Consider the following 20,787-nt stretch of genomic DNA (forward strand, 5'->3'; position numbering starts at 1 on the left):
TCATCCGCGGACGACGGCCCCGGCGCCGATTTCCCGCTACAGGCTGAGGCGCGAGCCGAGCTCGACCACGCGACCCGCCGGGATGCGAAAAACGTCCGTCGGATCGGCCGCGTTTCGCGTCATCCAGATGTACAGGCGACCCAGAAGGCGCGGCAGCGCGGAATTGGCCCCGACGACGATGGACCGTCGCCCGAGGAAGAACGATGTCGACATGATGTCGAAGGCCAGGCCCGTCTTGCGCAGGTCGGCAAGCGCCTTGGGCACGTTGGGCTCTTCCATGTAGCCGAAGGTTAGCGACACGCGGGTGAAGTCCTCTGAAAGGCGCTCCACCCGGGCCCTCTCGAAACCGGCCACGCGAGGCGCGTCGGCGGTGCGCACACTGACGACGAGGTTCCGCTCGTGCAGCACCCGGTTGTGCTTCAGGTTATGCAGGAGCGCGCCCGGCGCGTGGTCCGGCTGCGAGGTCAGGAACACCGCCGTGCCCGGCGCACGGTACGCCGTCCCCCGGCTCAGCGACGGCAGCACATCGTCGAGCATGGGGGCGTCGGCCGCGGCCTTGGCGCTGATGATCTCCGAACCTCGGACCCAGGTCAGCATGAGGGCCAGAAGGGCTGCGCCGATCACGAGCGGCACGTAGCCGCCGTGAAACACCTTCAGCGCGTTGGCCCCCAGGAACACCAGATCGATCGCCAGCAGAGGCCCCATGACCGCGACGCACGCCGCCAGCGGCCACCGGCGACCGTTGCGCAGGACGACGAACGCCAGGGCCGTGGTCACGGCCATCGTTCCCGACACCGCGAGGCCATAGGCGGCCGAGAGGCTGGACGAGGTCTTGAACACCGCTACCAGGAAGACCACGCCGATCGCGAGGATCAGGTTCACTTGCGGCATATAGATTTCGCCGAAGCGCGAGGCCGAGGTGCGCACGATGGTGAGCCGCGGCAGGAGGCCCAGCTGCATCGCCTGGTTGGTCAGCGAGAACGCTCCGGTGATGACCGCCTGCGAGGCGATGATGGTCGCGAGCGTGGCGAGGATCACCAGCGGAGCCCGGTAGGCCTCTGGGGCCATCAGGAAGAACCAATCGGCGTTCGCGACCGGCTGCCCGCCGGCGCTGGCGATGACGTCCAGCACGAACGCCCCCTGGCCCAGGTAGTTCAGCGCCAGCGCCGGCAGGACGAAGCCGATCCACGACGCCTGGATCGGCCAGCGGCCGAAGTGGCCCATGTCGGCGTAGAGCGCCTCGGCGCCCGTCACGGTGAGGAACACAGCGCCCAGGACGAGCAGCCCCACCACGCCGTTGCCCGCGACGAAGGCTATGGCGTGCCGTGGATCGAGCGCAGCCACGATCTGCGGCGCCTGCGCGATATGAACCACCCCGAGGGTGGCGATCGCCACGAACCAGACCACGCAGATCGGGCCGAAGAACCTTCCGACGCCGCTCGTGCCGCGGCTTTGCACCGCGAACAGCGCCACGAGGATCGTCAGGCTGGCGATCAGGATGACCGAGAGGTTCACATGCGGGCCGATGACGGGGACGCTGCGCAGGCCCTCTATCGCCGACAGCACCGACACCGCCGGGGTCAGCATCGCGTCTCCGTAAAACAGCGCGGCCCCGACGGCGCCCAGCAGGAACACAAAGGTCGTGCGACGCCCGATCGCCTGCTGGGCCAGCGACGCCAATGAGAGCACCCCGCCCTCGCCGCGATTGTCGGTGCGCATCAGCACCAGCACGTACTTGAGCGTCACGACTAGAAGGAGCGCCCAGAGCGCCAGCGATGCGACACCCAGCACGGCGGCCGGGGTTAGGGCCTCGCCGGATTGGCCGAGCGCCTCCCGGAAGGCGTAGAGGGGGCTTGTTCCTATGTCCCCGAACACCACGCCGACGCTGCCGATCGCCAACGGCCAGAAGCGCGCGCCGGAACCCGGCGTGGAGGGATCTGATGAGGACGGTCGAGCTTGCGGCGACGCGGCGAGATCGTTCTCGCCAGTCATTCCTGTCTTGCTCCTGCGGACCCGCGGGAACACCCCGGGCGTTCGCGGCCGGCGCTGTAGGCCCGATGTTGCGCCGCAACAAGTGAATTCGCAGTCGCAAAACGAGGTCCCGTGGCGGCCGGCCTTCACGTCTCCGTGACGCGGAATGGACGCAGACGTGGGCCCGCGGGCGCCGTATCCTGTTCGTGGGGGACGTTCAGGAGACCCGCCGATGAAGCTGGCGATCATCACCCTGGCGGCCATGGCCGCCGTTTCCACCGCCGCGGTCGCGGCCTCGACCGCCGAGAAGACCTCGCCCCTGGGCGCAGCGCCCCCCAAGGGCGCGGGCCTGCCGTCCGGGCAGTGCATCCGCAGCAGCGAGATCCGCAATCACACCTTCCTCGACAACCGCACCATGCTGATCGACGTGAACGGCAAGGCCACCTATCGCGTGACCTCCGGGGGAAGCTGCTTCGCGGGGGCCGTGAGTTCCGATCCCATCGTGATGCGCAACCCGCCGGGCTCGTCCCTGATCTGCAAGCCGATCGACCTGGACCTCGGCGTGTCGAAGGGCGGCTTCACCACGCCCTGCATCGTGGAGTCGATCGTGAAGCTCACGCCGGACGAGGTCGCCCGGGTTCCCAAGAAGCTGCGGCCGTAGGCGACGATGCGCATCGTCGCCCTCGGGCTCGGACTCGCGATCATGGGCGCGGGAGCCGTCTCGGTCGCCGTGGCGGCGGCCCCCTCGCCCCTTCCCCCGCCGCCGCCCTCCGGCGCGAGCCTGCCGAAGGGCCAGTGCGTCCTGACCCATGAACTCGGCAATCACGTGGTCGTCGACCAGGACACCCTGCTTCTGGACGGCTTCGGCCGCAGCAAGGGCGTCTATCGGGTCACCATGAAGAACGGCTGCCTGCGCAGCGCCGTCTCGTCCGACCCGCTCGCCATCCGGCAGGTCGGCGGCGGACGCCTCTGTGCGCCGCGGGACGTGGAAATCCGCGCCCGCAGCGGCTTCTGCGCCATCGACTCCATCGTGAAGCTGAGCCCGGACGAGGTCGCCGCCCTGCCACGGCGCTTGCGGCCCTAGAAGCCCTGTCACCCCGCCTGGTGCTGCGAACATCAGGCGGGCGTCCCGGAAGGTTCAGCTGTCATCCCGGTTTCGCCGCAGGCGAACACCGGGACCCATAGACTCCGCGCCGCAGGACCACCCCAAAGGCGCCGCCGCGGTTGCGGCCGTGGGCCAAGGGGGCTAGCGGGTGGGACATGCATCTCGCCCGCTTCAACCCGGTCCGCTTCGCCCACCTGCCGACGCCGTTCGAGCCGCTTCCCGGCCTGACCGAGCACCTGGCCCGCCCCGGCGGCGGCGGGCCGGCGGTCTGGATCAAGCGCGACGACTGCACGGGGCTGGCCGGCGGCGGCAACAAGACCCGCAAGCTCGAGTACCTGCTGGGCGACGCCCTGGCCAACGACGCCGACACGCTCGTCACCCAGGGCGCGATCCAGTCGAACCACGTCCGCCAGACGGCGGCGGCGGCGGCGCGCTTCGGCATGGCCTGCGAGATCATCCTGGAGGCGCGGACCGGGTCGGACGCGGTCGACTACAACCGGTCGGGCAACGTGCTGCTGGACGAGCTGCTGGGCGCCAGGATCCGGACCGTGCCCGGCGGGACCGACATGAACCAGGAGCTGGCCAAGACGGCGGCCGAGGTCGCCGGGCGGGGCGGGCGGCCCTATGTGATCCCCGGCGGCGGCTCGAACTGCATCGGGGCGCTGGGCTACGTCGAGTGCGCGCTGGAGCTCGTGGCCCAGGCGAACGAGGCCGGCCTCGAGATCGACCGGATCGTCACGGCCACGGGCAGCGCCGGCACGCACGCCGGCCTCGTCGCCGGTCTCGCGGTGATGGGCGCCGACATCCCGGTCCTGGGGATCGGCGTGCGCGCGCTGAAGGACGTGCAGGAGGCCAACGTCTACAAGCTGGCCCGCGAAACCGCCGCCCTCCTGGGCCACGAGGATCGGGTGACGCGGGAGATGGTCGTGGCGGACTGCGACTTCGTCGGCGCCGGCTACGGGCTGGTGGACCAGGCGGTGATCGACGCCCTGAAGACGATCGCGCGGACCGACGGGATCCTCCTGGACCCCGTCTACACGGGCAAGGCGATGAAGGGCCTGCTGGCGCTCTCGGCCCAGGGCGAGTTCGACGGCGAGACCATCGTGTTCCTGCACACCGGCGGGGCGCAGGGGCTGTTCGGCTACCAGAGCGAACTGGAGGGCAAGCTGCAATGAGCGCCACTTCGCTGACCCTCGGCGTGCTCGGCGGCATGGGGCCGGCCGCCACGCTGGAGTTCCTGTCGCGGCTGCAGGCCTACACCCCGGCCGAGAAGGACCAGGACCACATCCGGGTGATCGCCGACATCAACCCCAAGGCGCCCGACCGCAACGTCCCGGGCTCGAACGCCGGCGGCGTGCTGGCCGAGATGGCGGGCGCCCTTCGCGGCGCCGGGGCCGAGGTGCTGGCCATGCCCTGCAACACCGCCCATGCCCATGCCGACCTTATCCAGCGGGCGTCCGGGCTGCCTCTGGTGGACATGATCGGCCTCGGCGCCGAGGCCGCGGCCCAGAGCGGCGCGATGCGCGCCGGCGTGCTCGGCACCAAGGGCGCCCTCAAGCTCTACCGCGAGTACCTGGCCGCCCGGGCCATGGGGATCGTCACGCTCCCGCCCGAAGCGCAGGAGCAGTTCATGGTGACGCTCTACCGGATCAAGGCCGGCGACCTGGGCCACGACGTGAAGCGCGAGATGCAGGCGCACGCCGAGACCCTGCGCCAGCTCGGCGCGGAGGTGATCATCGCCGGCTGCACCGAGGCGCCGCTGGTGCTTCACAAGGGCGATGTGAAGGCGCCCCTGAGCGACCCCGGCGACCTGCTGGCGCGGCGCTGCGTGGGCGTGTGCCTGGGCTGGGACCCGCTGCCGCACGTCGCCGCCTAAGGATAACCTTAAGTTATTGTTATTATTAAGATTTTTGTCCTCTAACGGGATCCGATAGAGGCGTTTTAGCCGCTAGAGGTCGCTCGCGCGGAAGGTGTCGCAGGCGTTCGGGTCGCCCGTCTGGGCCCCCCGGCGGAACCACCGCATCCGCTGCTCCGACGACCCGTGCGTGAAGGCGTCGGGCATCACCCGGCCCTGGGACTTCCGCTGCAGGGTGTCGTCGCCGACCGCGGCGGCGGCGCGCAGGCCGTCCTCGATGTCGCGCGGGTCGAGCGTCACCTGGCCGCCCGAGACCGAAGCGGCATGGGCGGCCCAAACGCCGGCGTAGCAGTCGGCCTGCAGCTCGAGCCGCACGGCGCCGCTCTCGGCGCCGCGCGCGCCCAGGCGGCGCGCCCGGTCGGAGGCGCCCGTAAGCGTCTGCACGTGGTGACCGATCTCGTGGGCGATGACGTAGGCCCTAGCGGCCTCGCCGCCGGCGCCGAACTTCGTCTCCAGCTCCTGCCAGAACGACAGGTCCAGGTAGACCTTGCGGTCTGCCGGGCAATAGAAGGGGCCCATGGCCGACTGGCCCATGCCGCAGCCGGTCCCCGTGGCCCGGTCGTAGAGCACGATCGCCGCGGGGCGCTCGTACGTCTGGCCGGACTGCCGGAACTGCGCCTGCCACACGTCGTCCACATTGCCCGAGACCACGTCGACGAAGCGTCCGGCCTCGTCCGCAGGAGCGCCGCGCACGCCCTCCTGCTGCTGCGCGCCGCCGCTCTCCAGCACGCGCGTGGTGGTCGACGGGTCGATGCCGAAGACGAAGTAGCCCACCAGGGCCAGGATCACGCCGCCCGCGCCGAGCCCGCCGACACCGGCCGCGCCCATGCCGCGACGGTCCTCGATGTTGCCGCCGCCTTCGCCGCCCCAGCGCATGGATGCTCTCCGCTCGACCTCGACGCCCACGGCGCCGCTCTGGAAATGTGGACGCTCAGCGGCGGTTCCGCGCCGCCTCCTGGACCTTGCGGTTGGAGTCGGCCAGAGCCTCGTCCGGAACCGACGGATAGTCCCCCTGCGACGCCGGGGCGACCGGGGCGACCGGAGCATGCCTCAGCACCGGAACCTGGCGCGGTCCCACGTCCCCACGCCGAAGCTGAAGATCCAGCGCCGCCTCGTCGGCGCGCTGGCGGGCCGCCAGGGCTTCCAGCTGGTTCGCCTGGTCGATCGCGCGGCGCTGCGCGGCCTCCTGCTGCGCCCGAAGGTCGAGCAGCTGGCCCTGGCTCAGGGGATCGAGGATCTGCGCCGCCGCCGGGCCCGCCGCCGTCAGCAGCGCCAGGACGATGATATTGCGCGCGAAGCCCATGACATGACGCGAACGGACGACGCCTAGCGCCGTTCCACCGTGAACCGCGCCAGCTCCTTCTTCGGCATCTCCCAGTCCGGCTTCAGCTCGACCGCCTTCTGGTAGTCGAAGTAGGCGGCCTTCAGATCGTCCAGGCCCTCATAGGCCAGCGCGCGGTTGTAGTAGGCCTTCTCCGGCTCCTCGACGCCCAGCTCGAGCGCCTTGTTCAGGTCGCTGAGGCCGTCCGAGAAGCGCCGCGCCCCGACGGCGGCGGCGCCGCGGTTGACGTAGGCCTCGCCCAGGTCGGGCTTGGTCTCGATCGCCCGGTTGAAGTCGAACTGGGCCGAGGCGAACTCCCGGCGGCGCAGCTTCAGCACGCCGCGGTTCACGTAGGTGCCCGCGCGGTCGCGCAGGTTCAGCATCTCGGTTTCGAGCGCCAGCGTGCAGATCGCCTCGAAGCGCGCCTCGGACTCGCCGCCGAGCGCGGCCTTCGAGCAGTCGCGCGCCATGCCGCCGCCGAGCACGGTCACAGCGCCGGCGCTCGCCGCCGAGGCTCCGGCCAGGCCGGCGCAGAGCGCCAGGATGAAGAGTGCGGGGGTATTGGGCATCGTTCGCTTCCCTCAGGCCGCTACGTCGCCGAGGGTCCGCCCGTAACCGTGTCGTGTCAATTCACCCCGGGCGCGAGGGCGGCCGGAAGCGGCGCAGCTCGCGATGCAGGATGTAGACGCCGCTCGCCGCCACGACCACCGCCCCGACGAGCGTCAGCGGATGGGGCAGCTCGCCCCAGATGACCAGACCGAGAAGGCTGGCCCAGACGAGTTGGGTGTAGTCGAAGGGCGCGATGACCCCGACCGGCGCCTGGCGCAGGGCCTCGGTCAGGAACAGCTGGCCGACGCCGCCGATCAGTCCGCCCAGCACCAGGGCCGCGAGCGTGAGCGGATCCGGCGTCACCCAGTGGAAAGCCGAGCCGACGGCGCCCAGGACGACCCCGCCCAGCGTGAAATAGAAGACGATCGTCGGCCCCCGCTCGGTGTCCGAGATCTGGCGGATGGCCACCATCGCGCCGGCGGCTCCGAGCGCGCTCAGGATGCCCAGGGTCACCCCCGGGACATTCATCTCGCCGGGGATCGGCCGGGCCATGATCAGCACGCCGAGAAAGCCCACGAAGACGGCGGCCCAGCGGTGCCGCCCGACCTTCTCGGACAACAGGAGCGCGGAGAGCGCGGTCATGAACAGCGGCGAGGTGAACTGGAGCGCCGTGGCTTCGGTCAGGGGCAGGTGCTGGACCGCCGAGAAGCCGCACACCATCCCGGTGAGACCGACGATCGACCTGGTCGCGTGCCCCAGCGGCCGCTGGGTCCGCAGGACCGAGAAGCCGGTCGTCCGCGCGATGTAGAGGCCCAGCGGAATGAAGGCGAAGAGATTGCGGAACAGGATGATCTCGAAGACCGGGACGCCCCGGGACCCGGTCCACTTCACGATGGCCGACAGGCAGGCCATGCAGGCCATCGCGGCCACCCGCAAGGCGATCCCCAGGAGAATCCGGGGCTGAGGCGGGGCGGCGGCGGTCACCTGGGTTCTTAAGGAGGCCGGCGGCCCGTTCGTCAATCACGGAGGCGTCCCGACCTCCCGCGAGGACCGCACGCGCCGCGCCCGAATGTGTTCCAGCCTTTACGGCCAGGCCGGGTCCGGGTTCTGTTCGGCTTCGGGGAGGCGATCCGATGCAAAGTCCGATCCTGCAGCCGGTGGCTGCGCTGGTGTTGTGGTCGTTCGTGATGTGGGCCTGGCTCTACGCCACTCGGATCCCGGCCATGCGACAGGCAAAGGTCCCGATGGACCCCGCCATGACCAAGGATGATCTCAATCAGGCGCTGCCCCCGCAGGTGCGCTGGAAGGCGGACAACTACAATCACCTGATGGAGCAGCCGACGCTGTTCTACGCCACGGCGCTGGCTCTTGCCGTCGCCGGCGCGGGCGACGGGCTGAACCTGTGGCTGGCGTGGGCCTACGTGGGCCTGCGGGTCGCGCACAGCCTCGTCCAGGCCACGACGAACATCATCAAGGTCAGGTGGGCGCTGTTCATGCTGGGCTCGCTCGCCCTGCTGGCCATGGCCGCGCGGCTCGCCGTGTCGCTGGCCTAGAAGGCCTGGGCGTCGCCGAACAGCAGCGGCGCCGTGCGGGCCACGATGGCGAGGTCGCGGGTGAAGGACCAGCCTTCGATGTAGCTGTTGTCGGCCTCGATGCGGCGGCGAAGCCCCTCGTCGTCCAGGACCTCGCCGCGCAGGCCCAGCACCTGGGCTTCGCCCGTGAGGCCGGGACGGGCCCGGAAACGGCCCTCGTAGTCCGGCACGCGCCGCGACCATTCCGCATCGTGGCTCAGGGCGTGCGGCCGCGGGCCCACGATCGACATCTCCCCCTTCAGCACGTTGAGCAGCTGGGGCAGTTCGTCCAGGCTGAGCTTCCGGAGCAGCCCGCCCAGCGGCGTGATGCGGGCGTCCCCTCGGACGGCCTGGCGGACGCCGTCGCCGTCCTCGGTGACCGTCATGGTGCGGAACTTGTAGATGCGGAAGGGGCGGCCGTTCAGGCCCGTCCGCTGCTGCCGGAAGAGGATCGGGCCCTCGCTCTCCATCCAGATCGCGGTTCCGATCAGCATGAGCAGCGGCAGGAAGGCGAGCAGCGCCAGGCCGGCGACGGCGACATCGAACGCGCGCTTGCGGCGGCTTGCGGCGACGCGCAAGGCCTTCCGGGGGCTACGTAAGGTCATATGATCGCGGTGCGCCGCGGACGCGATGACGGCCATCCCCTGCCCAGCCTCTGTGCTCCACCCGACACAACCTTCAACAGCCCGGACGACAGCGTTGTTCCGGTCTGGGGCGATTTCAGGGAGGAATTCTGTCGCAGCGCGTTCCCGGGGCGCCTAAGGTCGTGGGGCGTGGGAGGCGCCTGACATGGCCAGAAAGCTGGTGGATCTGTCGATCCCGATCACGAACGACATCATTTCCGACCCCGCGACCATGCGGCCGAAGGTGACCTACTTCCGGCATCGCGAGACGGTGCCGCAGATGGCCGCGTCCTTCCCGGGCCTCGAGGCCGAGCACCTGCCGGAGGGGGAAGGCTGGGCGGTGGAGCAACTGACGCTGTCGACCCACAACGGCACCCACATGGACGCGCCGTGGCACTTTCATTCCACCACCGACCAGTCGGTGGCGAGGCGGCCCGCGCCGACGATCGACGAAGGCCCGCTGGAGTACTTCCTGCAGCCCGGCGTGAAGCTCGACTTCCGGCGCTTTCCCGACGGCTACGTGGCGGGGGCCGCCGACGTGGAGGCGGAACTGGCGCGCATCGGCCACGAGCTCAAGCCGCTCGACATCGTCCTCGTGAACACGGCGGCCGGCGCCGCGTACGGCGATCCCGACTTCATCCATCGCGGCTGCGGCATGGGCGAGGAGGCGACGCTGTACCTCACCGAGCGCGGCGTGAAGGTGGTCGGCACCGACGCCTGGTCCTGGGACGCGCCGTTCAGCCATACCGCCCGCAAGTGGGCCGAGACCAAGGACCCCCGCATCATCTGGGAAGGCCACAAGGCGGGACGCTTCCGCGAGTACTACCAGATCGAGAAGCTGACGAACCTGGAGGCGCTGCCGGCCAACGGCTTCACCCTCTCGTGCTTCCCGGTGAAGATCGCCGGCGCGTCCGCGGGCTGGATCCGCGCCGTAGCGATCCTCGACAGCTAGCGCTTCGGGGTCAGACGCACGATGCGGCCCGCAGGTCCGCCGGCCAGCAGGTAGATCGAGCCGTCCGCCGCCTGGCGGATATCGCGCCAGTAGGCGCCCGGAAGGTCCAGGCGCTCCTCGCCGACCACGCGATCGTTCTTGAGGGTGAGGCGCGTGATGTGGCCGCCCGGCAGGCCCTGCGGCTGCTGGCCGGCGATCAGCAGGCTGCCCTTCCAGGCCGGGAAGGCTGCCCCCGTGTAGAAGATCGCGCCCGCCGGCGCGATGACGGGATCCCAGTAGTAGAGCGGCTGCTCCATCCCCGCGCGCTGCGTCTCGCCGCCCGTGATCGGCGCCTTGGCCGGTCCGTAGTTCACGCCGTAGCTGATGGTGGGCCAGCCATAGTCCTTGCCCTTGCGCGCGACGTTGAGTTCGTCGCCGCCCTGCGGACCGTACTCGACGGTCCAGAGTTCGCCGGTCTGGGGATGCAGCGTGGCGGCCTGGATGTTGCGGTGGCCGATCGACCAGATCTCGGGCCGGGCGCCCGCCTTGCCGACGAACGGATTGTCCTTCGGGACCGAGCCGTCCGCGCCGATCCGCACGATCTTGCCGATGAGGCTGTCGAGGTTCTGGGCCTGCTTCTGGCCGTCCGGCACGAACCGGTCCCCCTGGGTGACGAAGAGCCGCCCGGCTCGGTCGAAGACCAGGCGGGAGCCGAAATGCAGGGGCGAGTTCAGCGAGGGCTTCTGGCGGTAGATCACCGTGAGGTCCTCGAGCCGCGGAGTCGGCCCCTCGGTAAGCCGAGCCCGGGCCACCGCGGTGTTGTTCGTGTTGTCGGCCTGGGCCTCGGCATAGCTGAGGTAGACCAGCCGGTTGCGGGCGAACGCGGGGTCCAGCACCACGTCCAGCAGGCCGCCCTGGCCGCGGCCCAGCACCTGCGGCGCGCCGGCCAGCGGCTCGGACAAGGTCCCGTCGGCGCCGACCAGGCGCACGGCGCCGGCCATGCGCTCGGTCACCAGCATCCGTCCGTCGGGCAGCAGGGCGATGGCCCAGGGGAACTTGAGCCCGGTCGCCACGGTGGCGGTCTCGAAGGCGACGCCGAGCTTCTGCTCGGGCGCCCGCGTCTGGCCGGCGAAGGCCGGCTTGTAGGGCGTGATCGGCGGCCGGGTTTCCACGCCCTGGGCCTGGGCGGCCAGCGGCGCGGCCGCCAGGAGCGTCAGGGCGGCGGCGAGACTGCGGACGGACGGCATGCAAGGCTCCGAAGGCTGAGGCGGCACGGATAGAGCAGGCCGCCGCCTTCGCCACAAGCCCACGGCGCAGCCGCGCGATGGCGCTTGCGCAACTGCGAGTGAGTTGCAAGAAAGTCGCATCCCCCCTTTGGAGAAGATCATGCGCAAGGTGCTCCGTACGACGCTCGTCGCCGGTCTCATCGCTCTCACGACTGGCGGCGTCGCCTTCAGCCAGTCGCGGCCCAAGCTGGCGCCGCCCGCCGGGACGCCCATGGCGACGACTCACCTGAACCCCAACCGGGCGACCGAGGCGCAACTGCGCGCGGTCCCCGGGCTCAGCGCCGAGCTGGTGCGCGACATCATCCGCAACCGGCCCTATGCGACGCAGGGCGCGTTCGCCAAGGTGGTGGCCGGCAAGGTCCCCGAGGCGCAGCTGCCCGCGCTCTACGCCGCCGTCTTTGTCCCGATCAGCCTCAACAACGCCTCGCGGGACGACATCATGCTGATCCCTGGCATGACGCGCCGCATGGCGCACGAGTTCGAGGAGTACCGCCCCTACAAGGACCTGGCGCAGTTCGACCGCGAGATCGGCAAGTACGTCGACGCCAAGGAAGTGGCGCGCCTGCGCAGCTACGTCACCCTGCCCTGACGGTCTTCCGGCGCAGCGCCAGACGGACAAGGATCACGGCGGCCAGCACGCCGCCGTGGATCCAGCCGACGAGCGGATCGAAGGCGGTGATCACCCAGTGCGCGATGGTGAGCGCGGCCCCCGCGTAGACCATCCGGTGCAGGATCCGCCACCGCGGCCCCAGCGCGCGGACGGACGCATCGTTGCTGGTGATCGCCAGCACCGCGAAGACCACGAACCCGACCCAGCCCACGGCCATGCCGGGATCGAGCGCCTCGCGCACGATCAGCACCGGCATCTCGGCCTTGCGCGCCAGGTAGACCCCAAGGTGCAGCAGGGCGTAGCCGAACACGGCGACGCCCAGGTCGCGACGCCGGCGCAGCAGCCATACCGTCCAGCCGGCCCGGGGAAACGCCAGGCGCAGGCCGGTCACCGCCAGCACCACGACCAGCAAGCGCACGGCCCACTCGCCGCTCAACTGGATGGCCTCGCCGTAGCCCAGAGCTCCGGTGGCATGGCGCGCGACGATCCAGACGCCAGGAACCGAGAGCAGTCCCCAGAGGAGCAGTTGCGGCGGCGAGAGCTTCACGACAGTGCAATCCCCGTTGCGGACGGAACGCCATGGGGCTGGGCCGCCGCAACGGCAAGCCCCTAAGCTCGGCGTCCAGCGCGGAGGTTGCCCATGAAGACGGTCCTGGTCGCCGGCGCCACCGGCCTGGTGGGCGAGGCGGCGGTCGCCCGGTTCGCCGCCGCGGGCTGGAATGTGATCGCGGTTTCGCGCCGGACGCCCGAGCCGACCGTCGCGGCGTCCGTTCGCCACATCGCCGTGGACCTCACCGACCCGGCCGCCTGCCGCGCGGCGCTCGGTGGGCTCGGCGAAGTGACCCACCTCGTCTACGCCGCGCTCTACGAGAAGCCCGGCCTGCTCGCCGGGTGGCGCGAGACGGACCAGATGGAGACCAACCTCTCCATGCTGCGCAACCTGCTGGAGCCGCTGGCCGCCGCCCGACCCCTTCGGCACGTCACCCTGCTGCAGGGGACCAAGGCCTACGGCGCACACCTGCGGGCGCGCATTCCGATCCCGGCCCGCGAGCGGGCGCCGCGCGACGACCACGCCAACTTCTACTGGCTGCAGGAGGACTACCTGCGCGCCACGGCTGGTACGCGGGGCTTCGACTGGACCATCTTCCGGCCGCAGATCGTCGTCGGGGCCGCCTGGGGCGCGGCCATGAACCCCCTGCTGCCGCTGGCCGTGTACGCCGCCATCCGGCGCGAGCTGGGCCAGCCCTTCGCGTACACGGGCGGCGCGCCCCAGGTCATGGAGCTGGTCGACCCGCGCCTGCTGGGGGAGGCGTTCGCCTGGGCCGCAGAAGCGCCGGCCGCCGCCGGGGAGACCTTCAACATCACCAACGGCGACGTCTTCGCCTGGAGCGAGGTGTGGCCGGCCATGGCCGAGGCGTTCGGGATGGCGCAAGGCCCCGACGAGCCCCTGCGCCTCGCCGAATGGCTGCCGGCCCACGCGGAGATCTGGGACCGCATCGTCGCGCGCGAGGGGCTGCGGCCGATCCCGCTGGACCGCCTGCTCGGCGAAAGCCATCACTACGTCGACGCGCTCACGCGCCCGGGCGTGACCGCGGTCACGCTGCCGATCCTGGTCAGCACGATCAAGCTGCGGCAGGCGGGCTTCGGGGCCTGCTACGACACCGAGGACACCCTGCGGTTCTGGATCGCCGAGATGGCGCGGCGGAAGCTGATCCCGACGCCCTGACCGCGCTTCAGGCCACGCCGTCCCACCAGGGGTAGCCCTTGGGCATGTCCTGGCTGACCTTGCCCGGGAAGCTGGGCGGCCGCTTCTCGAGGAAGGCCGACACCCCCTCCTTGACGTCGCCGCCGGCGCCCAGCGTCATCGCGAACGGGCCGTCCACCTTCAGCAGGTCGAACGGATGGTCCTGGCCGGCGAACCGCCAGAGCATCTGCCGGGTGAGGGCGATCGAGACGGGGGCGGTGTTCTCGGCGATCTCGAGCGCGATCTCGCGGGCGCGGCCCAGCAGCCGCTCGGGCTCGACCACCTCCGACACGAGGCCGCCGGCGAGGGCTTCGTCTGCGCCGAACACGCGGCCCGACAGGCACCAGCGCAGCGCCTGCGACAGGCCCACGAGCTGCGGCAGGAACCAGGCGCTGCCGGCCTCGGGCACCAGGCCCCGCCGAGCGAAGACGAACCCGAACTTCGCCGCCGTCGAGGCGATCTTGATGTCGGTGGGCAGCGCCAGGGTGATGCCCACGCCGACCGCCGGGCCGTTGAACGCCGCGATCGTGGCCTTCTTGCAGTTGAAGAGCGCGCCGACGAAGCCGACGCCCTCGTTGCGACGCTGGACGTTCCCGGCGCCGCCGAAGTTCTTGGCCCCCTCCCCGCTCGTCGTGTCGAAGCTGCCCGCGCCGGCCGAGATGTCGGCGCCGGCGCAGAAGCCCCGCCCCTCCCCCGTCAGGATCACGGCGCGGACCGCGTCGTCCTCGTCGGCCCGGCCCAGCGCGTCGGCCAGCTCGGCCCCCATCTGCGCCGTGTAGGCGTTCAGCTTGTCCGGTCGGTTCAACGTGATCGTCAGCACCGGCCCGTCCGTCTCGTACTTGATCGTCTCGAAGGTCACGGCGTGGCTCCGGTTCGTTGCGGGGGTCATCGAGGCCGGGCGAGGCCGGGCCGATGGCGATTGGCAGTACACGTTATAGGAATGTCGAGCGTCAAGCGACGCCGGGTCCGGGCGCCGCAGCGGCTGCACGCGGGGGGCGCGGCTGTTATAGAGGCGTCCTTTCTCGGGGGAGCGCGAGACGACCATGGGAGCGGGGGCCAAGCCCATGCGGGACGAGTCCGGCGCGGTGACGCTCAGCCGACGCGAGGCCGGCAAGGAGGAACGCCGCCGCCGCATCATCCGCGCGGCCCGCGACCTGATCCGCGAAACGGGCAACACCGGGCTTTCGATGCGCGCCCTCGCCGCCCGCGCCGGCGTCAGCCTGGCCACGCCCTACAACCTCTTCGGTTCGAAGCGCGCGATCCTGCTGTCGGTGCTGGACGACATCCGCGAGTACCTCGACCGGTTCGCCGACCTGCGCTCGACCGAGCCTCTCGAACGGCTCTTCGGCGCGCTCGACATCTGCGTCGATTTCTACGTGGCCGACCCGGCGTTCTACCGGACCGTCTGGGCCGCCCTGTTCGATCCCTCCGACGATTTCCGCTCGCAGATCTTCAACTCCCAGCGCTTCGCCTTCTGGGAAAGCCTCGTCCGCGACGTCGCCCGCGCCGGGGCCATCGCCGAAGACGTGGACGTGGAGCTGCTGTCGCGCAGCCTCGACCGCAGCTTCGGCGCCGCCATGCTCGACTGGGTGACCGGGGACCTCAGCAACGGCCAACTCGGCCCGACCATCCGCTACGGCTACGCGCTCGCGCTGCGCGGCGCGGCCTCGCCGCCCTGGGCCGGCGCGCTCGACGCGCGCGTCCGCGAGAGCCAGGCGGCGATCCGGGCCGCCGCGGCCGGCTGAACCGGCCTCAGTCCTCGCAGGCCGCCTCCATGGCCCGCAGGTGACCGACGCCCGCGCGCTCCCGCTCCTCCAGCGCCGGAGGCTGGGCCGCGATGGTCAGGATCTCCGCCGGCCGCTCCAGCGTGCGGTGAACGGGACAGCGCTCGGCGATCTCGAGCAGGCGCCGCCGCTGTTCGGCGTCCAGGGCGCCCTCCAGCGTCACCTCGCGCGCGAAGCGGTCGCCGCCATCGGACGCGCGCGTGTGCAGCACCCGCACCGTCGCCCGCGCCAGCGGCCAGCCCTTGCGCTCGGCGTAGAGCCGCAGCGTCATCGCCGTGCAGGCGCCGAGGGCGGCGCAGAGCAGGTCATAGGGGTTCGGACCGCTGCCCAGGCCGCCGGCCGCCACGGGCTCGTCGGCCAGGAAGCTGGCGCCTGCCGCCAGCACCGCCACCTGGAACTTCCCCACGCCGGTTTCGGCGACTGTGACGGTGTCCGGATCTTCGACCGCGGGGGGCATGGCAGACTCCAGGAAGGTTGCGACAGGGCTTCCCAGTCTGGCGCCGCCCGGCGGCCCGCTTCAACGGCGCTCGGTTGGCGTCATCGTTGCCCGATCCCGATCACCACCGTCTGGGCGTTGCGGTTGCGCGCCCAGGCGTCCTCGGTCGAGGCCGGGTCGAGGGGGCGCTCCTTGCCGAAGGACAGCGTGGCGATCCTCGCGGAGGCGACGCCGCTCGTGATCAGCGCCTGACGCACGGCCGCGGCGCGCCGGGCGCCGAGCGCCAGGTTGTACTCGCGCGTTCCCCGCTCGTCGGCGTGGCCCTCGATGCGGACGCCGACCGAGGGGTTCGCCGCCAGCCAGGCGGCCTGGCGGCGCAGGGTCTCGCGATCCTCGCCGTCGAGGGCGTCGCTGTCGAAGTCGAAGTAGACCCGGTCTTCCCCGGCCGCCGCGATCAGCGCCTGCTGGGCCGACGGATCCGCGTCGGGCGCGCTCGGCGGTGCGGGGGTGGGCATGGCCGTCGTCGGCCCGGCTTCCGCGGGCGTGGCGGAGGCGCCGACCGCGGGCTTGGGCTTGGTCGCGCAGCCCGACAGCACGACGCCGGCGGCGGCCGCCGCCAGGATGATGCGAGCGGAGGTGATCATGGCTTGAGCCTCGAGAGGTTTTCGTTCGCTGTCCGGTGCGCTCGGCTTCGGCCGACGCGGCCCGGGTGACGTGGTTTCGGTCCGCCTAGGATCCACGTCACGAGACGCAGCCAGACCACGCCCACGGCCATGGTGAGGACGACGGCGAAGGCGAACAGCTGCAGTCCTGAATCCATGTGGCGCCCGTCGCGGCCGCGGCACGCTCGCCGTTCGAGTGGGGTTCGTCCGGCGTCGGGGGAGGGTTGCGTGCGCGGTCGCTTGCCGTCAGATGGCAAGCCCGGACCGCGAACCGCCAGCATAACGAACTTATAAGGACGCGGCGTGGCCGCATAAGCCGGCCATAATTGACCCCGCGCCGGGCCTGATGGACTGAGAACCTCATGTGGTGGTCGCCGGCTCGGGCGCGGGAAGCAGGTCGCGAACGGAGTTTCCTCCGCCAGGTCCTGCGCTACGCCGCCGTGGCGCCGATCATCGCCGCGGCCACCGGGATCGCTGAACTCTTCTACCGACTGACGGGAAGCGACCGTCTCTCAGGGATCTTCCTCGCAGGTGTCCTGCTGGCGGCCTTCCTGCTGGGTTCCGGGCCGGCCTACGTCGCCGCGGGCCTTGCCTTCGTCGTCTACTTCTACTGGGTCGATCCGCGCTTTCAGTTCACCTTCGGCTCGCCCGAGGATTTCAACGTCCTGATGGTGTTCCTCGCGGTGTCGACGCTCACGGGGCTTCTCACCGGGCGCGTCCGTGACGAGGCCGCCCGGGCGAAGGCGCGCCAGCGCCTGAACGCGATCCTCTTCGAGGCGAGCCGGGAGTTCTCGGCGAGTTCGGACGAGGCGCACATCCGCGAAAGGCTCGTCGGTCGCCTCGCCGAAGCGGCCCATGGCGAAGCCGTCGTCAGCGATGGGGCGGCGATGCTGTGCGCGCCCGACGACCGCGAACGGCCCGACCTGACGCAGCGGCTGCTCCACCTCGAAACGCGGGCGGATGCGGCGGCGCGGACCGCAGGCGACGACGGATGGCGGCTCCGGCCTCTGCGGGCCGGGTCCGCGGCGCTTGGCGCGGCGGCTTGGCGGCCTGCGGGGGCCGACCTCAGCGATGACGAGCTGACACTGGTCGAGATCCTCGTCGATACCGGGGCTGCGGCGATCGCCCGCGCCCGACTGGCCGCCGGCAAGGCCGAGGCCGAGGCCAGGGCCCGGACCGAGCACCTGCGTGATGCGCTGCTGTCGTCCATCTCCCACGATCTGCGCACGCCGCTCGCGGCGATCCTTGCCTCGGCCACCAGCCTGGAGGCCTTCGGCGGCTCGTTCGACGGCGAGACCCGGCAGGACCTCCTGGCGACGATCCGCGAGGAGGCGGAGCGCCTCGACGGCGTCGTCGCCAACCTGCTCAACATGAGCCGCCTGGAGGCGGGGGCCCTGACGCTGCAGGCCGCGGCCTTCAACGTGCCCGAGGTCGTGCGCCGCGTGCTGGAGCGTCGGCGTTGCGCGGACAAGCGCCACGTCTCGACGGAGATCGATCCCCGCACGCCGGAAGCCATCGGCGACCCCGTGCTCTTCGAGCAGGCTCTGGGCAACGTCGTGGACAACGCGCTCCGCTATGCGCCGCTCCGCTCGCCCCTCAGCATCGTGGTGCGCCATGAGGACCCGGGCGTGGTGGTGGAGGTCTGGGACGAGGGGCCGGGCGTTCGCGACGCTGACACCGAGCGGGTCTTCGAGAAGTTCTACCGGGCCCCGGAGGCGGCGCAGACCCAGGGCACCGGTCTCGGCCTGGCGATCACCCGCGGGCTGCTGACGGCCATGGACGGCGAGGTCTGCGTGCAGAATCGTCGGGACGGCGTGACGGGGCTCGTGGTCCGCCTGCGCCTCCAGGCGGCCGGCGCATGAGCGGCCCGCGGCTCCTTCTCGTGGACGACGAGGCGCAGATCGTCCGGGCGCTCAGCCCGGCCCTGCAGGCGGCCGGCTACGAGGTGACCGTGGCGACGGGGGGCGCCGCCGCCCTGACTCAGCTCGCCGCCGAGCCCTGCGACGCGATCATCCTCGACCTTGGACTTCCCGACATGGACGGCAAGGAGGTGATCGGCCGGGTCCGGGAGTGGTCGGACGCCCCCATCATCGTGCTCTCCGCCCGCGACCTCGAGAGCGAGAAGATCGCTGCGCTGGACGCCGGGGCCGACGACTACGTCAACAAGCCCGTCGGCGTGGGCGAGCTGCTGGCCAGGGTGCGCGCGTCCCTGCGTGGCCGGGAACGGCGGTTCGCCTCGCAGGCGCGCTTCCGGACGCGTGACCTGACCATCGACTTCGCCGTCCGCCGGGTCTGGCTGGAGGACCAGGAGGTCCACCTCACCCCGCGCGAGTACGATCTCCTGCGCACCCTGGCGCGGCATGCGGGGCGGATCGTCACCCACCGCCAGCTGATCGCGGCGGTCTGGGGGGCCCGGGCGCAGGTCGACGCCCAGTTCGTCCGGGTGCTGGTGGGGCAGCTCCGCCAGAAGCTGGAGGCCGAGCCCTCGTCGCCCCGCCTGGTGCGGACCGAGCCCGGCCTGGGCTATCGCCTGGCCGCGGAGGACGAGGTCGCCTGAGCGCATCCGCGCCGCACTACGCCGTCTGCTCCGTCTCCACCCGCGAGGGGTCCAGGGCGTGCAGGTTGGCGGCGCGCACCTCCGCGCCCTCGGCGTCGTAGAGGAACGGCAGGAACGCGTAGCGGGTCCCGCGCGTGACGCGGGTGGCCTCGTGCAGGAGCGAACACGAGAAGACCACGGCGCCGCCGGTCGGCGGCCGGTAGGTCCTTCGCCCGAACTCCGGGAAGCGCAGGTCGCCGCCCTCGAAATCCTCGGCGTTCAGGTTGATGGAGACGGCGAACTTCCGGTGCGCGGTGCCGAGCGTCGTGTCGTCGCGATGCGGGTTGAACCAGCCGCCCTCCTCGGCGTCGTAGCACCCTACGATGTACCGCTCGATGTGCGTGGTCCGGAACTGGAACGCCCTGCGGATCTCGGGCAGGAGGCGATGGGAGATGCGGGCGCGGCAAGCGGCGATGAGCCTCTCGTCCGTGATCGAGGCGTCCCGGCGGCTCTTGAAGTCGCTCAGCACCCCGATTGTGCGTCCGTCCCGGTCCACCATGGTCCCGGACGGCAGACCTCCGGCCGCGGCGTAGTAGTCGATCAGCCGCTGGCAGAACGACGGCTCGAAGATGCGGGGAACGATCAGGACCGGCGCGTGGAGCGGCGTTCCGGCGTGCCGGTCGGGGTCGCCGCGGGACGCCAGATGGCCGATCAGCTCTCCGCCCTGCTCGGGCTGGACCCACGCGAGCACGCGCAGCGACGGATCGATCGCCACCCACAGCGGCTTGACCCCGCCGGCCTCGTCCACCGCGCCGTAGAGCCGGCGCAGCTCGCCGTCGACGTCCGAGAACCAGCGGACTGGCGGCTCGTTGCGCGCCGCGGCGTACGATTCCGCGTCCGGCAGCACGCCGAAGAACACCAGGCGGTCGTCGTCGAATGCGGCGCTCCGACTTCGCACCAGCGCCAGGGCGGCGTCGCGCTCCGGTCCCGGCCCGGGCAGGAACGCGAGCACGATGTACCGTCCGCCGAGGCTGCCGAAGGCGAACCTGGGATTCACCGGAGAGGGGGCGCTGAACAGCGGGGCTGGCGCCCCCAGCGTCAAGGCCATGATCGTCGAGCCGCTCGCAATGGCTCAGAACACGGCGTCGTCGAACAACGACCGCATCCGGGCGAGTTCCTCGTCGGTGGCCGGCAACAGGTCGACGCCGTCCTCCCGGTAGTGGACGACGAGCGGCCGCGCGAAGACCACCACGGGGGCCTCCGCCCCGGCGGGATCGGCCGGGGCTTCGCCGGGCGGCCGCCACCCGGGATACGGAGGCCGCCAGTCCGGGTAGATGGCCGGATGGTTCCAGGGATCCAGCGAGGGGTCCTCGGCCGGCAAGGGCTCCAGCGCCGCGGGCGGCGGCTCAGTCGTCGTCGCCGGAGGCTCCGCCGCGTTCGCCGCAGGTGGCGGGCCGCTCGGTGCATAGCCCTCCGTACGGCCATGGGCGTTGTACCAGTAGTCGGCGTAGTCCTCGAGGCTGGTCCCGCCCACGCGCTGCACCCAGGCGTCGGAATGGCGGTCGTTGTTGGGGCCGTAGTACTCGGTGAAATAGGCCTGGAAGACGTCCGGGCGGTCGGCCAGGATCTTCGCGAGCGGGATCCCGTCGATGGTCGTGCGGCCCGAATGGAGCTCTCCGGGGACGCCCTCGGCAGGCGCCGCAAGGGCGGCGCTGGGCGCATATCCCTCGAAGCGGCCGTGGG

Annotated in this window: 23 protein-coding genes and 1 pseudogene; 11 read left to right on the forward strand and 13 right to left on the reverse strand. The window is 71.3% G+C overall.

All coding sequences use genetic code 11. From position 1 onward, the window contains the following. Positions 1 to 36 precede the first annotated feature (36 nt). Positions 37 to 2,025 carry a potassium transporter Kup gene (locus JNK30_RS13330; protein WP_293482841.1) on the reverse strand — a complete coding sequence of 663 codons (1,989 nt, stop codon included), beginning with the start codon at positions 2,023 to 2,025 and terminating at the stop codon, positions 37 to 39. 178 nt (positions 2,026 to 2,203) lie between these two features. Here JNK30_RS13330 and JNK30_RS13335 point away from each other — a divergent pair, with 178 nt between their 5' ends. From JNK30_RS13335 to JNK30_RS13350, 4 genes are all read left to right on the forward strand, one after another. After that, positions 2,204 to 2,632 (forward strand): DUF6491 family protein, encoded by a 429-nt coding sequence (locus tag JNK30_RS13335; protein WP_293482843.1) that lies wholly within the window; start codon positions 2,204 to 2,206, stop codon positions 2,630 to 2,632. A gap of 6 nt (positions 2,633 to 2,638) precedes the next feature. Next, positions 2,639 to 3,055, forward strand: a complete 417-nt coding sequence (locus tag JNK30_RS13340) for a hypothetical protein (protein ID WP_293482845.1) — start codon at positions 2,639 to 2,641, stop codon at positions 3,053 to 3,055. A gap of 176 nt (positions 3,056 to 3,231) precedes the next feature. Then, positions 3,232 to 4,251, forward strand: coding sequence for a D-cysteine desulfhydrase (locus JNK30_RS13345; protein ID WP_293482847.1), 1,020 nt, complete (start codon positions 3,232 to 3,234; stop codon positions 4,249 to 4,251). Further along, the gene (locus tag JNK30_RS13350; RefSeq protein WP_293482849.1) at positions 4,248 to 4,952 is read left to right on the forward strand and encodes an amino acid racemase; all 705 of its coding nucleotides are present in this window, start codon (positions 4,248 to 4,250) and stop codon (positions 4,950 to 4,952) included. Before JNK30_RS13345 ends, JNK30_RS13350 begins: the two co-directional genes overlap by 4 nt. A gap of 72 nt (positions 4,953 to 5,024) precedes the next feature. Here JNK30_RS13350 and JNK30_RS13355 read toward each other — a convergent pair whose 3' ends face one another. The 4 genes from JNK30_RS13355 to JNK30_RS13370 all read right to left on the reverse strand — a co-directional run bounded on the left by JNK30_RS13355 (position 5,025) and on the right by JNK30_RS13370 (position 7,845). Next, positions 5,025 to 5,867 (reverse strand): neutral zinc metallopeptidase, encoded by an 843-nt coding sequence (locus JNK30_RS13355; RefSeq protein WP_293482851.1) that lies wholly within the window; start codon positions 5,865 to 5,867, stop codon positions 5,025 to 5,027. Positions 5,868 to 5,922: 55 nt separating this feature from the next. Continuing rightward, entirely contained in the window at positions 5,923 to 6,294 is a 372-nt protein-coding gene (locus tag JNK30_RS13360; RefSeq protein WP_293482853.1) for a hypothetical protein, read from the reverse strand. A gap of 23 nt (positions 6,295 to 6,317) precedes the next feature. Beyond that, on the reverse strand, positions 6,318 to 6,881 hold the full coding sequence (locus tag JNK30_RS13365; RefSeq protein WP_293482855.1) for a tetratricopeptide repeat protein: 564 nt from the start codon (positions 6,879 to 6,881) through the stop codon (positions 6,318 to 6,320). Between the two features lie 61 nt (positions 6,882 to 6,942). Then, complete coding sequence (locus JNK30_RS13370; RefSeq protein ID WP_293482857.1) at positions 6,943 to 7,845, reverse strand: DMT family transporter; 903 nt, start codon at positions 7,843 to 7,845, stop codon at positions 6,943 to 6,945. Between the two features lie 149 nt (positions 7,846 to 7,994). Here JNK30_RS13370 and JNK30_RS13375 point away from each other — a divergent pair, with 149 nt between their 5' ends. Continuing rightward, positions 7,995 to 8,414, forward strand: a complete 420-nt coding sequence (locus tag JNK30_RS13375) for an MAPEG family protein (protein ID WP_293482859.1) — start codon at positions 7,995 to 7,997, stop codon at positions 8,412 to 8,414. Here the strand turns inward: JNK30_RS13375 and JNK30_RS13380 are convergent. Continuing rightward, positions 8,411 to 9,010 carry a sugar transferase gene (locus JNK30_RS13380; RefSeq protein WP_293482861.1) on the reverse strand — a complete coding sequence of 200 codons (600 nt, stop codon included), beginning with the start codon at positions 9,008 to 9,010 and terminating at the stop codon, positions 8,411 to 8,413. The genes JNK30_RS13375 and JNK30_RS13380 overlap by 4 nt on opposite strands. A gap of 211 nt (positions 9,011 to 9,221) precedes the next feature. Here JNK30_RS13380 and JNK30_RS13385 point away from each other — a divergent pair, with 211 nt between their 5' ends. Further along, on the forward strand, positions 9,222 to 10,007 hold the full coding sequence (locus JNK30_RS13385; protein WP_293482863.1) for a cyclase family protein: 786 nt from the start codon (positions 9,222 to 9,224) through the stop codon (positions 10,005 to 10,007). Here the strand turns inward: JNK30_RS13385 and JNK30_RS13390 are convergent. Next, the gene (locus JNK30_RS13390) at positions 10,004 to 11,233 is read right to left on the reverse strand and encodes a PQQ-dependent sugar dehydrogenase (RefSeq protein WP_293482865.1); all 1,230 of its coding nucleotides are present in this window, start codon (positions 11,231 to 11,233) and stop codon (positions 10,004 to 10,006) included. The genes JNK30_RS13385 and JNK30_RS13390 overlap by 4 nt on opposite strands. Before the next feature lie 139 nt (positions 11,234 to 11,372). On the opposite strand from JNK30_RS13390, the gene JNK30_RS13395 reads away from it, so the two are divergent. Then, on the forward strand, positions 11,373 to 11,861 hold the full coding sequence (locus tag JNK30_RS13395; protein ID WP_293482867.1) for a hypothetical protein: 489 nt from the start codon (positions 11,373 to 11,375) through the stop codon (positions 11,859 to 11,861). Here JNK30_RS13395 and JNK30_RS13400 read toward each other — a convergent pair. Then, positions 11,848 to 12,429 (reverse strand): ferric reductase-like transmembrane domain-containing protein, encoded by a 582-nt coding sequence (locus JNK30_RS13400; protein WP_293482869.1) that lies wholly within the window; start codon positions 12,427 to 12,429, stop codon positions 11,848 to 11,850. The genes JNK30_RS13395 and JNK30_RS13400 overlap by 14 nt on opposite strands. A gap of 93 nt (positions 12,430 to 12,522) precedes the next feature. Here JNK30_RS13400 and JNK30_RS13405 point away from each other — a divergent pair, with 93 nt between their 5' ends. Then, positions 12,523 to 13,608: an NAD-dependent epimerase/dehydratase family protein gene (locus JNK30_RS13405; RefSeq protein ID WP_293482871.1), complete on the forward strand. Its 1,086-nt coding sequence runs from the start codon at positions 12,523 to 12,525 to the stop codon at positions 13,606 to 13,608. Positions 13,609 to 13,615: 7 nt separating this feature from the next. Here JNK30_RS13405 and JNK30_RS13410 read toward each other — a convergent pair whose 3' ends face one another. After that, positions 13,616 to 14,515: an enoyl-CoA hydratase-related protein gene (locus tag JNK30_RS13410; protein WP_293482872.1), complete on the reverse strand. Its 900-nt coding sequence runs from the start codon at positions 14,513 to 14,515 to the stop codon at positions 13,616 to 13,618. Positions 14,516 to 14,690: 175 nt separating this feature from the next. On the opposite strand from JNK30_RS13410, the gene JNK30_RS13415 reads away from it, so the two are divergent. After that, complete coding sequence (locus JNK30_RS13415; protein ID WP_293482873.1) at positions 14,691 to 15,371, forward strand: TetR/AcrR family transcriptional regulator; 681 nt, start codon at positions 14,691 to 14,693, stop codon at positions 15,369 to 15,371. Positions 15,372 to 15,378: 7 nt separating this feature from the next. On the opposite strand, the gene JNK30_RS13420 is transcribed toward JNK30_RS13415, so the two are convergent. Together JNK30_RS13420 and pal are read right to left on the reverse strand one after the other, a co-directional pair. After that, a complete protein-coding gene (locus JNK30_RS13420; protein WP_293482874.1) occupies positions 15,379 to 15,867 on the reverse strand; it encodes an OsmC family protein in 489 nt (162 codons plus the stop codon). Positions 15,868 to 15,947: 80 nt separating this feature from the next. Then, positions 15,948 to 16,490: a peptidoglycan-associated lipoprotein Pal gene (gene pal, locus JNK30_RS13425; RefSeq protein ID WP_293482875.1), complete on the reverse strand. Its 543-nt coding sequence runs from the start codon at positions 16,488 to 16,490 to the stop codon at positions 15,948 to 15,950. 380 nt (positions 16,491 to 16,870) lie between these two features. On the opposite strand from pal, the gene JNK30_RS13430 reads away from it, so the two are divergent. Both JNK30_RS13430 and JNK30_RS13435 read left to right on the forward strand, forming a co-directional pair. After that, entirely contained in the window at positions 16,871 to 18,370 is a 1,500-nt protein-coding gene (locus JNK30_RS13430) for an ATP-binding protein (RefSeq protein WP_293482877.1), read from the forward strand. Further along, positions 18,367 to 19,065 (forward strand): response regulator transcription factor, encoded by a 699-nt coding sequence (locus JNK30_RS13435; RefSeq protein ID WP_293482878.1) that lies wholly within the window; start codon positions 18,367 to 18,369, stop codon positions 19,063 to 19,065. Before JNK30_RS13430 ends, JNK30_RS13435 begins: the two co-directional genes overlap by 4 nt. A 16-nt stretch (positions 19,066 to 19,081) precedes the next feature. Here JNK30_RS13435 and JNK30_RS13440 read toward each other — a convergent pair whose 3' ends face one another. Next, positions 19,082 to 20,152: a 2OG-Fe(II) oxygenase gene (locus JNK30_RS13440; protein WP_293482879.1), complete on the reverse strand. Its 1,071-nt coding sequence runs from the start codon at positions 20,150 to 20,152 to the stop codon at positions 19,082 to 19,084. Positions 20,153 to 20,176: 24 nt separating this feature from the next. After that, positions 20,177 to 20,787, reverse strand: a pseudogene (locus JNK30_RS13445) (hypothetical protein); the annotation flags it as partial.

This window comes from Phenylobacterium sp. (genome assembly GCF_016793225.1).
Lineage (GTDB): Bacteria > Pseudomonadota > Alphaproteobacteria > Caulobacterales > Caulobacteraceae > Phenylobacterium.

What these genes read in the sequence shown, in the direction of transcription:
- JNK30_RS13335 (WP_293482843.1), top strand. Translation starts at nt 2,204, where the DNA reads ATGAAGCTGGCGATCATCACCCTGGCGGCCATGGCCGCCGTTTCCACC.
- JNK30_RS13340 (WP_293482845.1), top strand. Translation starts at nt 2,639, where the DNA reads ATGCGCATCGTCGCCCTCGGGCTCGGACTCGCGATCATGGGCGCGGGA.
- JNK30_RS13345 (WP_293482847.1), top strand. Translation starts at nt 3,232, where the DNA reads ATGCATCTCGCCCGCTTCAACCCGGTCCGCTTCGCCCACCTGCCGACG.
- JNK30_RS13350 (WP_293482849.1), top strand. Translation starts at nt 4,248, where the DNA reads ATGAGCGCCACTTCGCTGACCCTCGGCGTGCTCGGCGGCATGGGGCCG.
- JNK30_RS13355 (WP_293482851.1), bottom strand. Translation starts at nt 5,867, where the DNA reads ATGCGCTGGGGCGGCGAAGGCGGCGGCAACATCGAGGACCGTCGCGGC.
- JNK30_RS13360 (WP_293482853.1), bottom strand. Translation starts at nt 6,294, where the DNA reads ATGGGCTTCGCGCGCAATATCATCGTCCTGGCGCTGCTGACGGCGGCG.
- JNK30_RS13365 (WP_293482855.1), bottom strand. Translation starts at nt 6,881, where the DNA reads ATGCCCAATACCCCCGCACTCTTCATCCTGGCGCTCTGCGCCGGCCTG.
- JNK30_RS13375 (WP_293482859.1), top strand. Translation starts at nt 7,995, where the DNA reads ATGCAAAGTCCGATCCTGCAGCCGGTGGCTGCGCTGGTGTTGTGGTCG.
- JNK30_RS13385 (WP_293482863.1), top strand. Translation starts at nt 9,222, where the DNA reads ATGGCCAGAAAGCTGGTGGATCTGTCGATCCCGATCACGAACGACATC.
- JNK30_RS13390 (WP_293482865.1), bottom strand. Translation starts at nt 11,233, where the DNA reads ATGCCGTCCGTCCGCAGTCTCGCCGCCGCCCTGACGCTCCTGGCGGCC.
- JNK30_RS13395 (WP_293482867.1), top strand. Translation starts at nt 11,373, where the DNA reads ATGCGCAAGGTGCTCCGTACGACGCTCGTCGCCGGTCTCATCGCTCTC.
- JNK30_RS13405 (WP_293482871.1), top strand. Translation starts at nt 12,523, where the DNA reads ATGAAGACGGTCCTGGTCGCCGGCGCCACCGGCCTGGTGGGCGAGGCG.
- JNK30_RS13410 (WP_293482872.1), bottom strand. Translation starts at nt 14,515, where the DNA reads ATGACCCCCGCAACGAACCGGAGCCACGCCGTGACCTTCGAGACGATC.
- JNK30_RS13415 (WP_293482873.1), top strand. Translation starts at nt 14,691, where the DNA reads ATGCGGGACGAGTCCGGCGCGGTGACGCTCAGCCGACGCGAGGCCGGC.
- JNK30_RS13420 (WP_293482874.1), bottom strand. Translation starts at nt 15,867, where the DNA reads ATGCCCCCCGCGGTCGAAGATCCGGACACCGTCACAGTCGCCGAAACC.
- pal (WP_293482875.1), bottom strand. Translation starts at nt 16,490, where the DNA reads ATGATCACCTCCGCTCGCATCATCCTGGCGGCGGCCGCCGCCGGCGTC.
- JNK30_RS13430 (WP_293482877.1), top strand. Translation starts at nt 16,871, where the DNA reads ATGTGGTGGTCGCCGGCTCGGGCGCGGGAAGCAGGTCGCGAACGGAGT.
- JNK30_RS13435 (WP_293482878.1), top strand. Translation starts at nt 18,367, where the DNA reads ATGAGCGGCCCGCGGCTCCTTCTCGTGGACGACGAGGCGCAGATCGTC.
- JNK30_RS13440 (WP_293482879.1), bottom strand. Translation starts at nt 20,152, where the DNA reads ATGGCCTTGACGCTGGGGGCGCCAGCCCCGCTGTTCAGCGCCCCCTCT.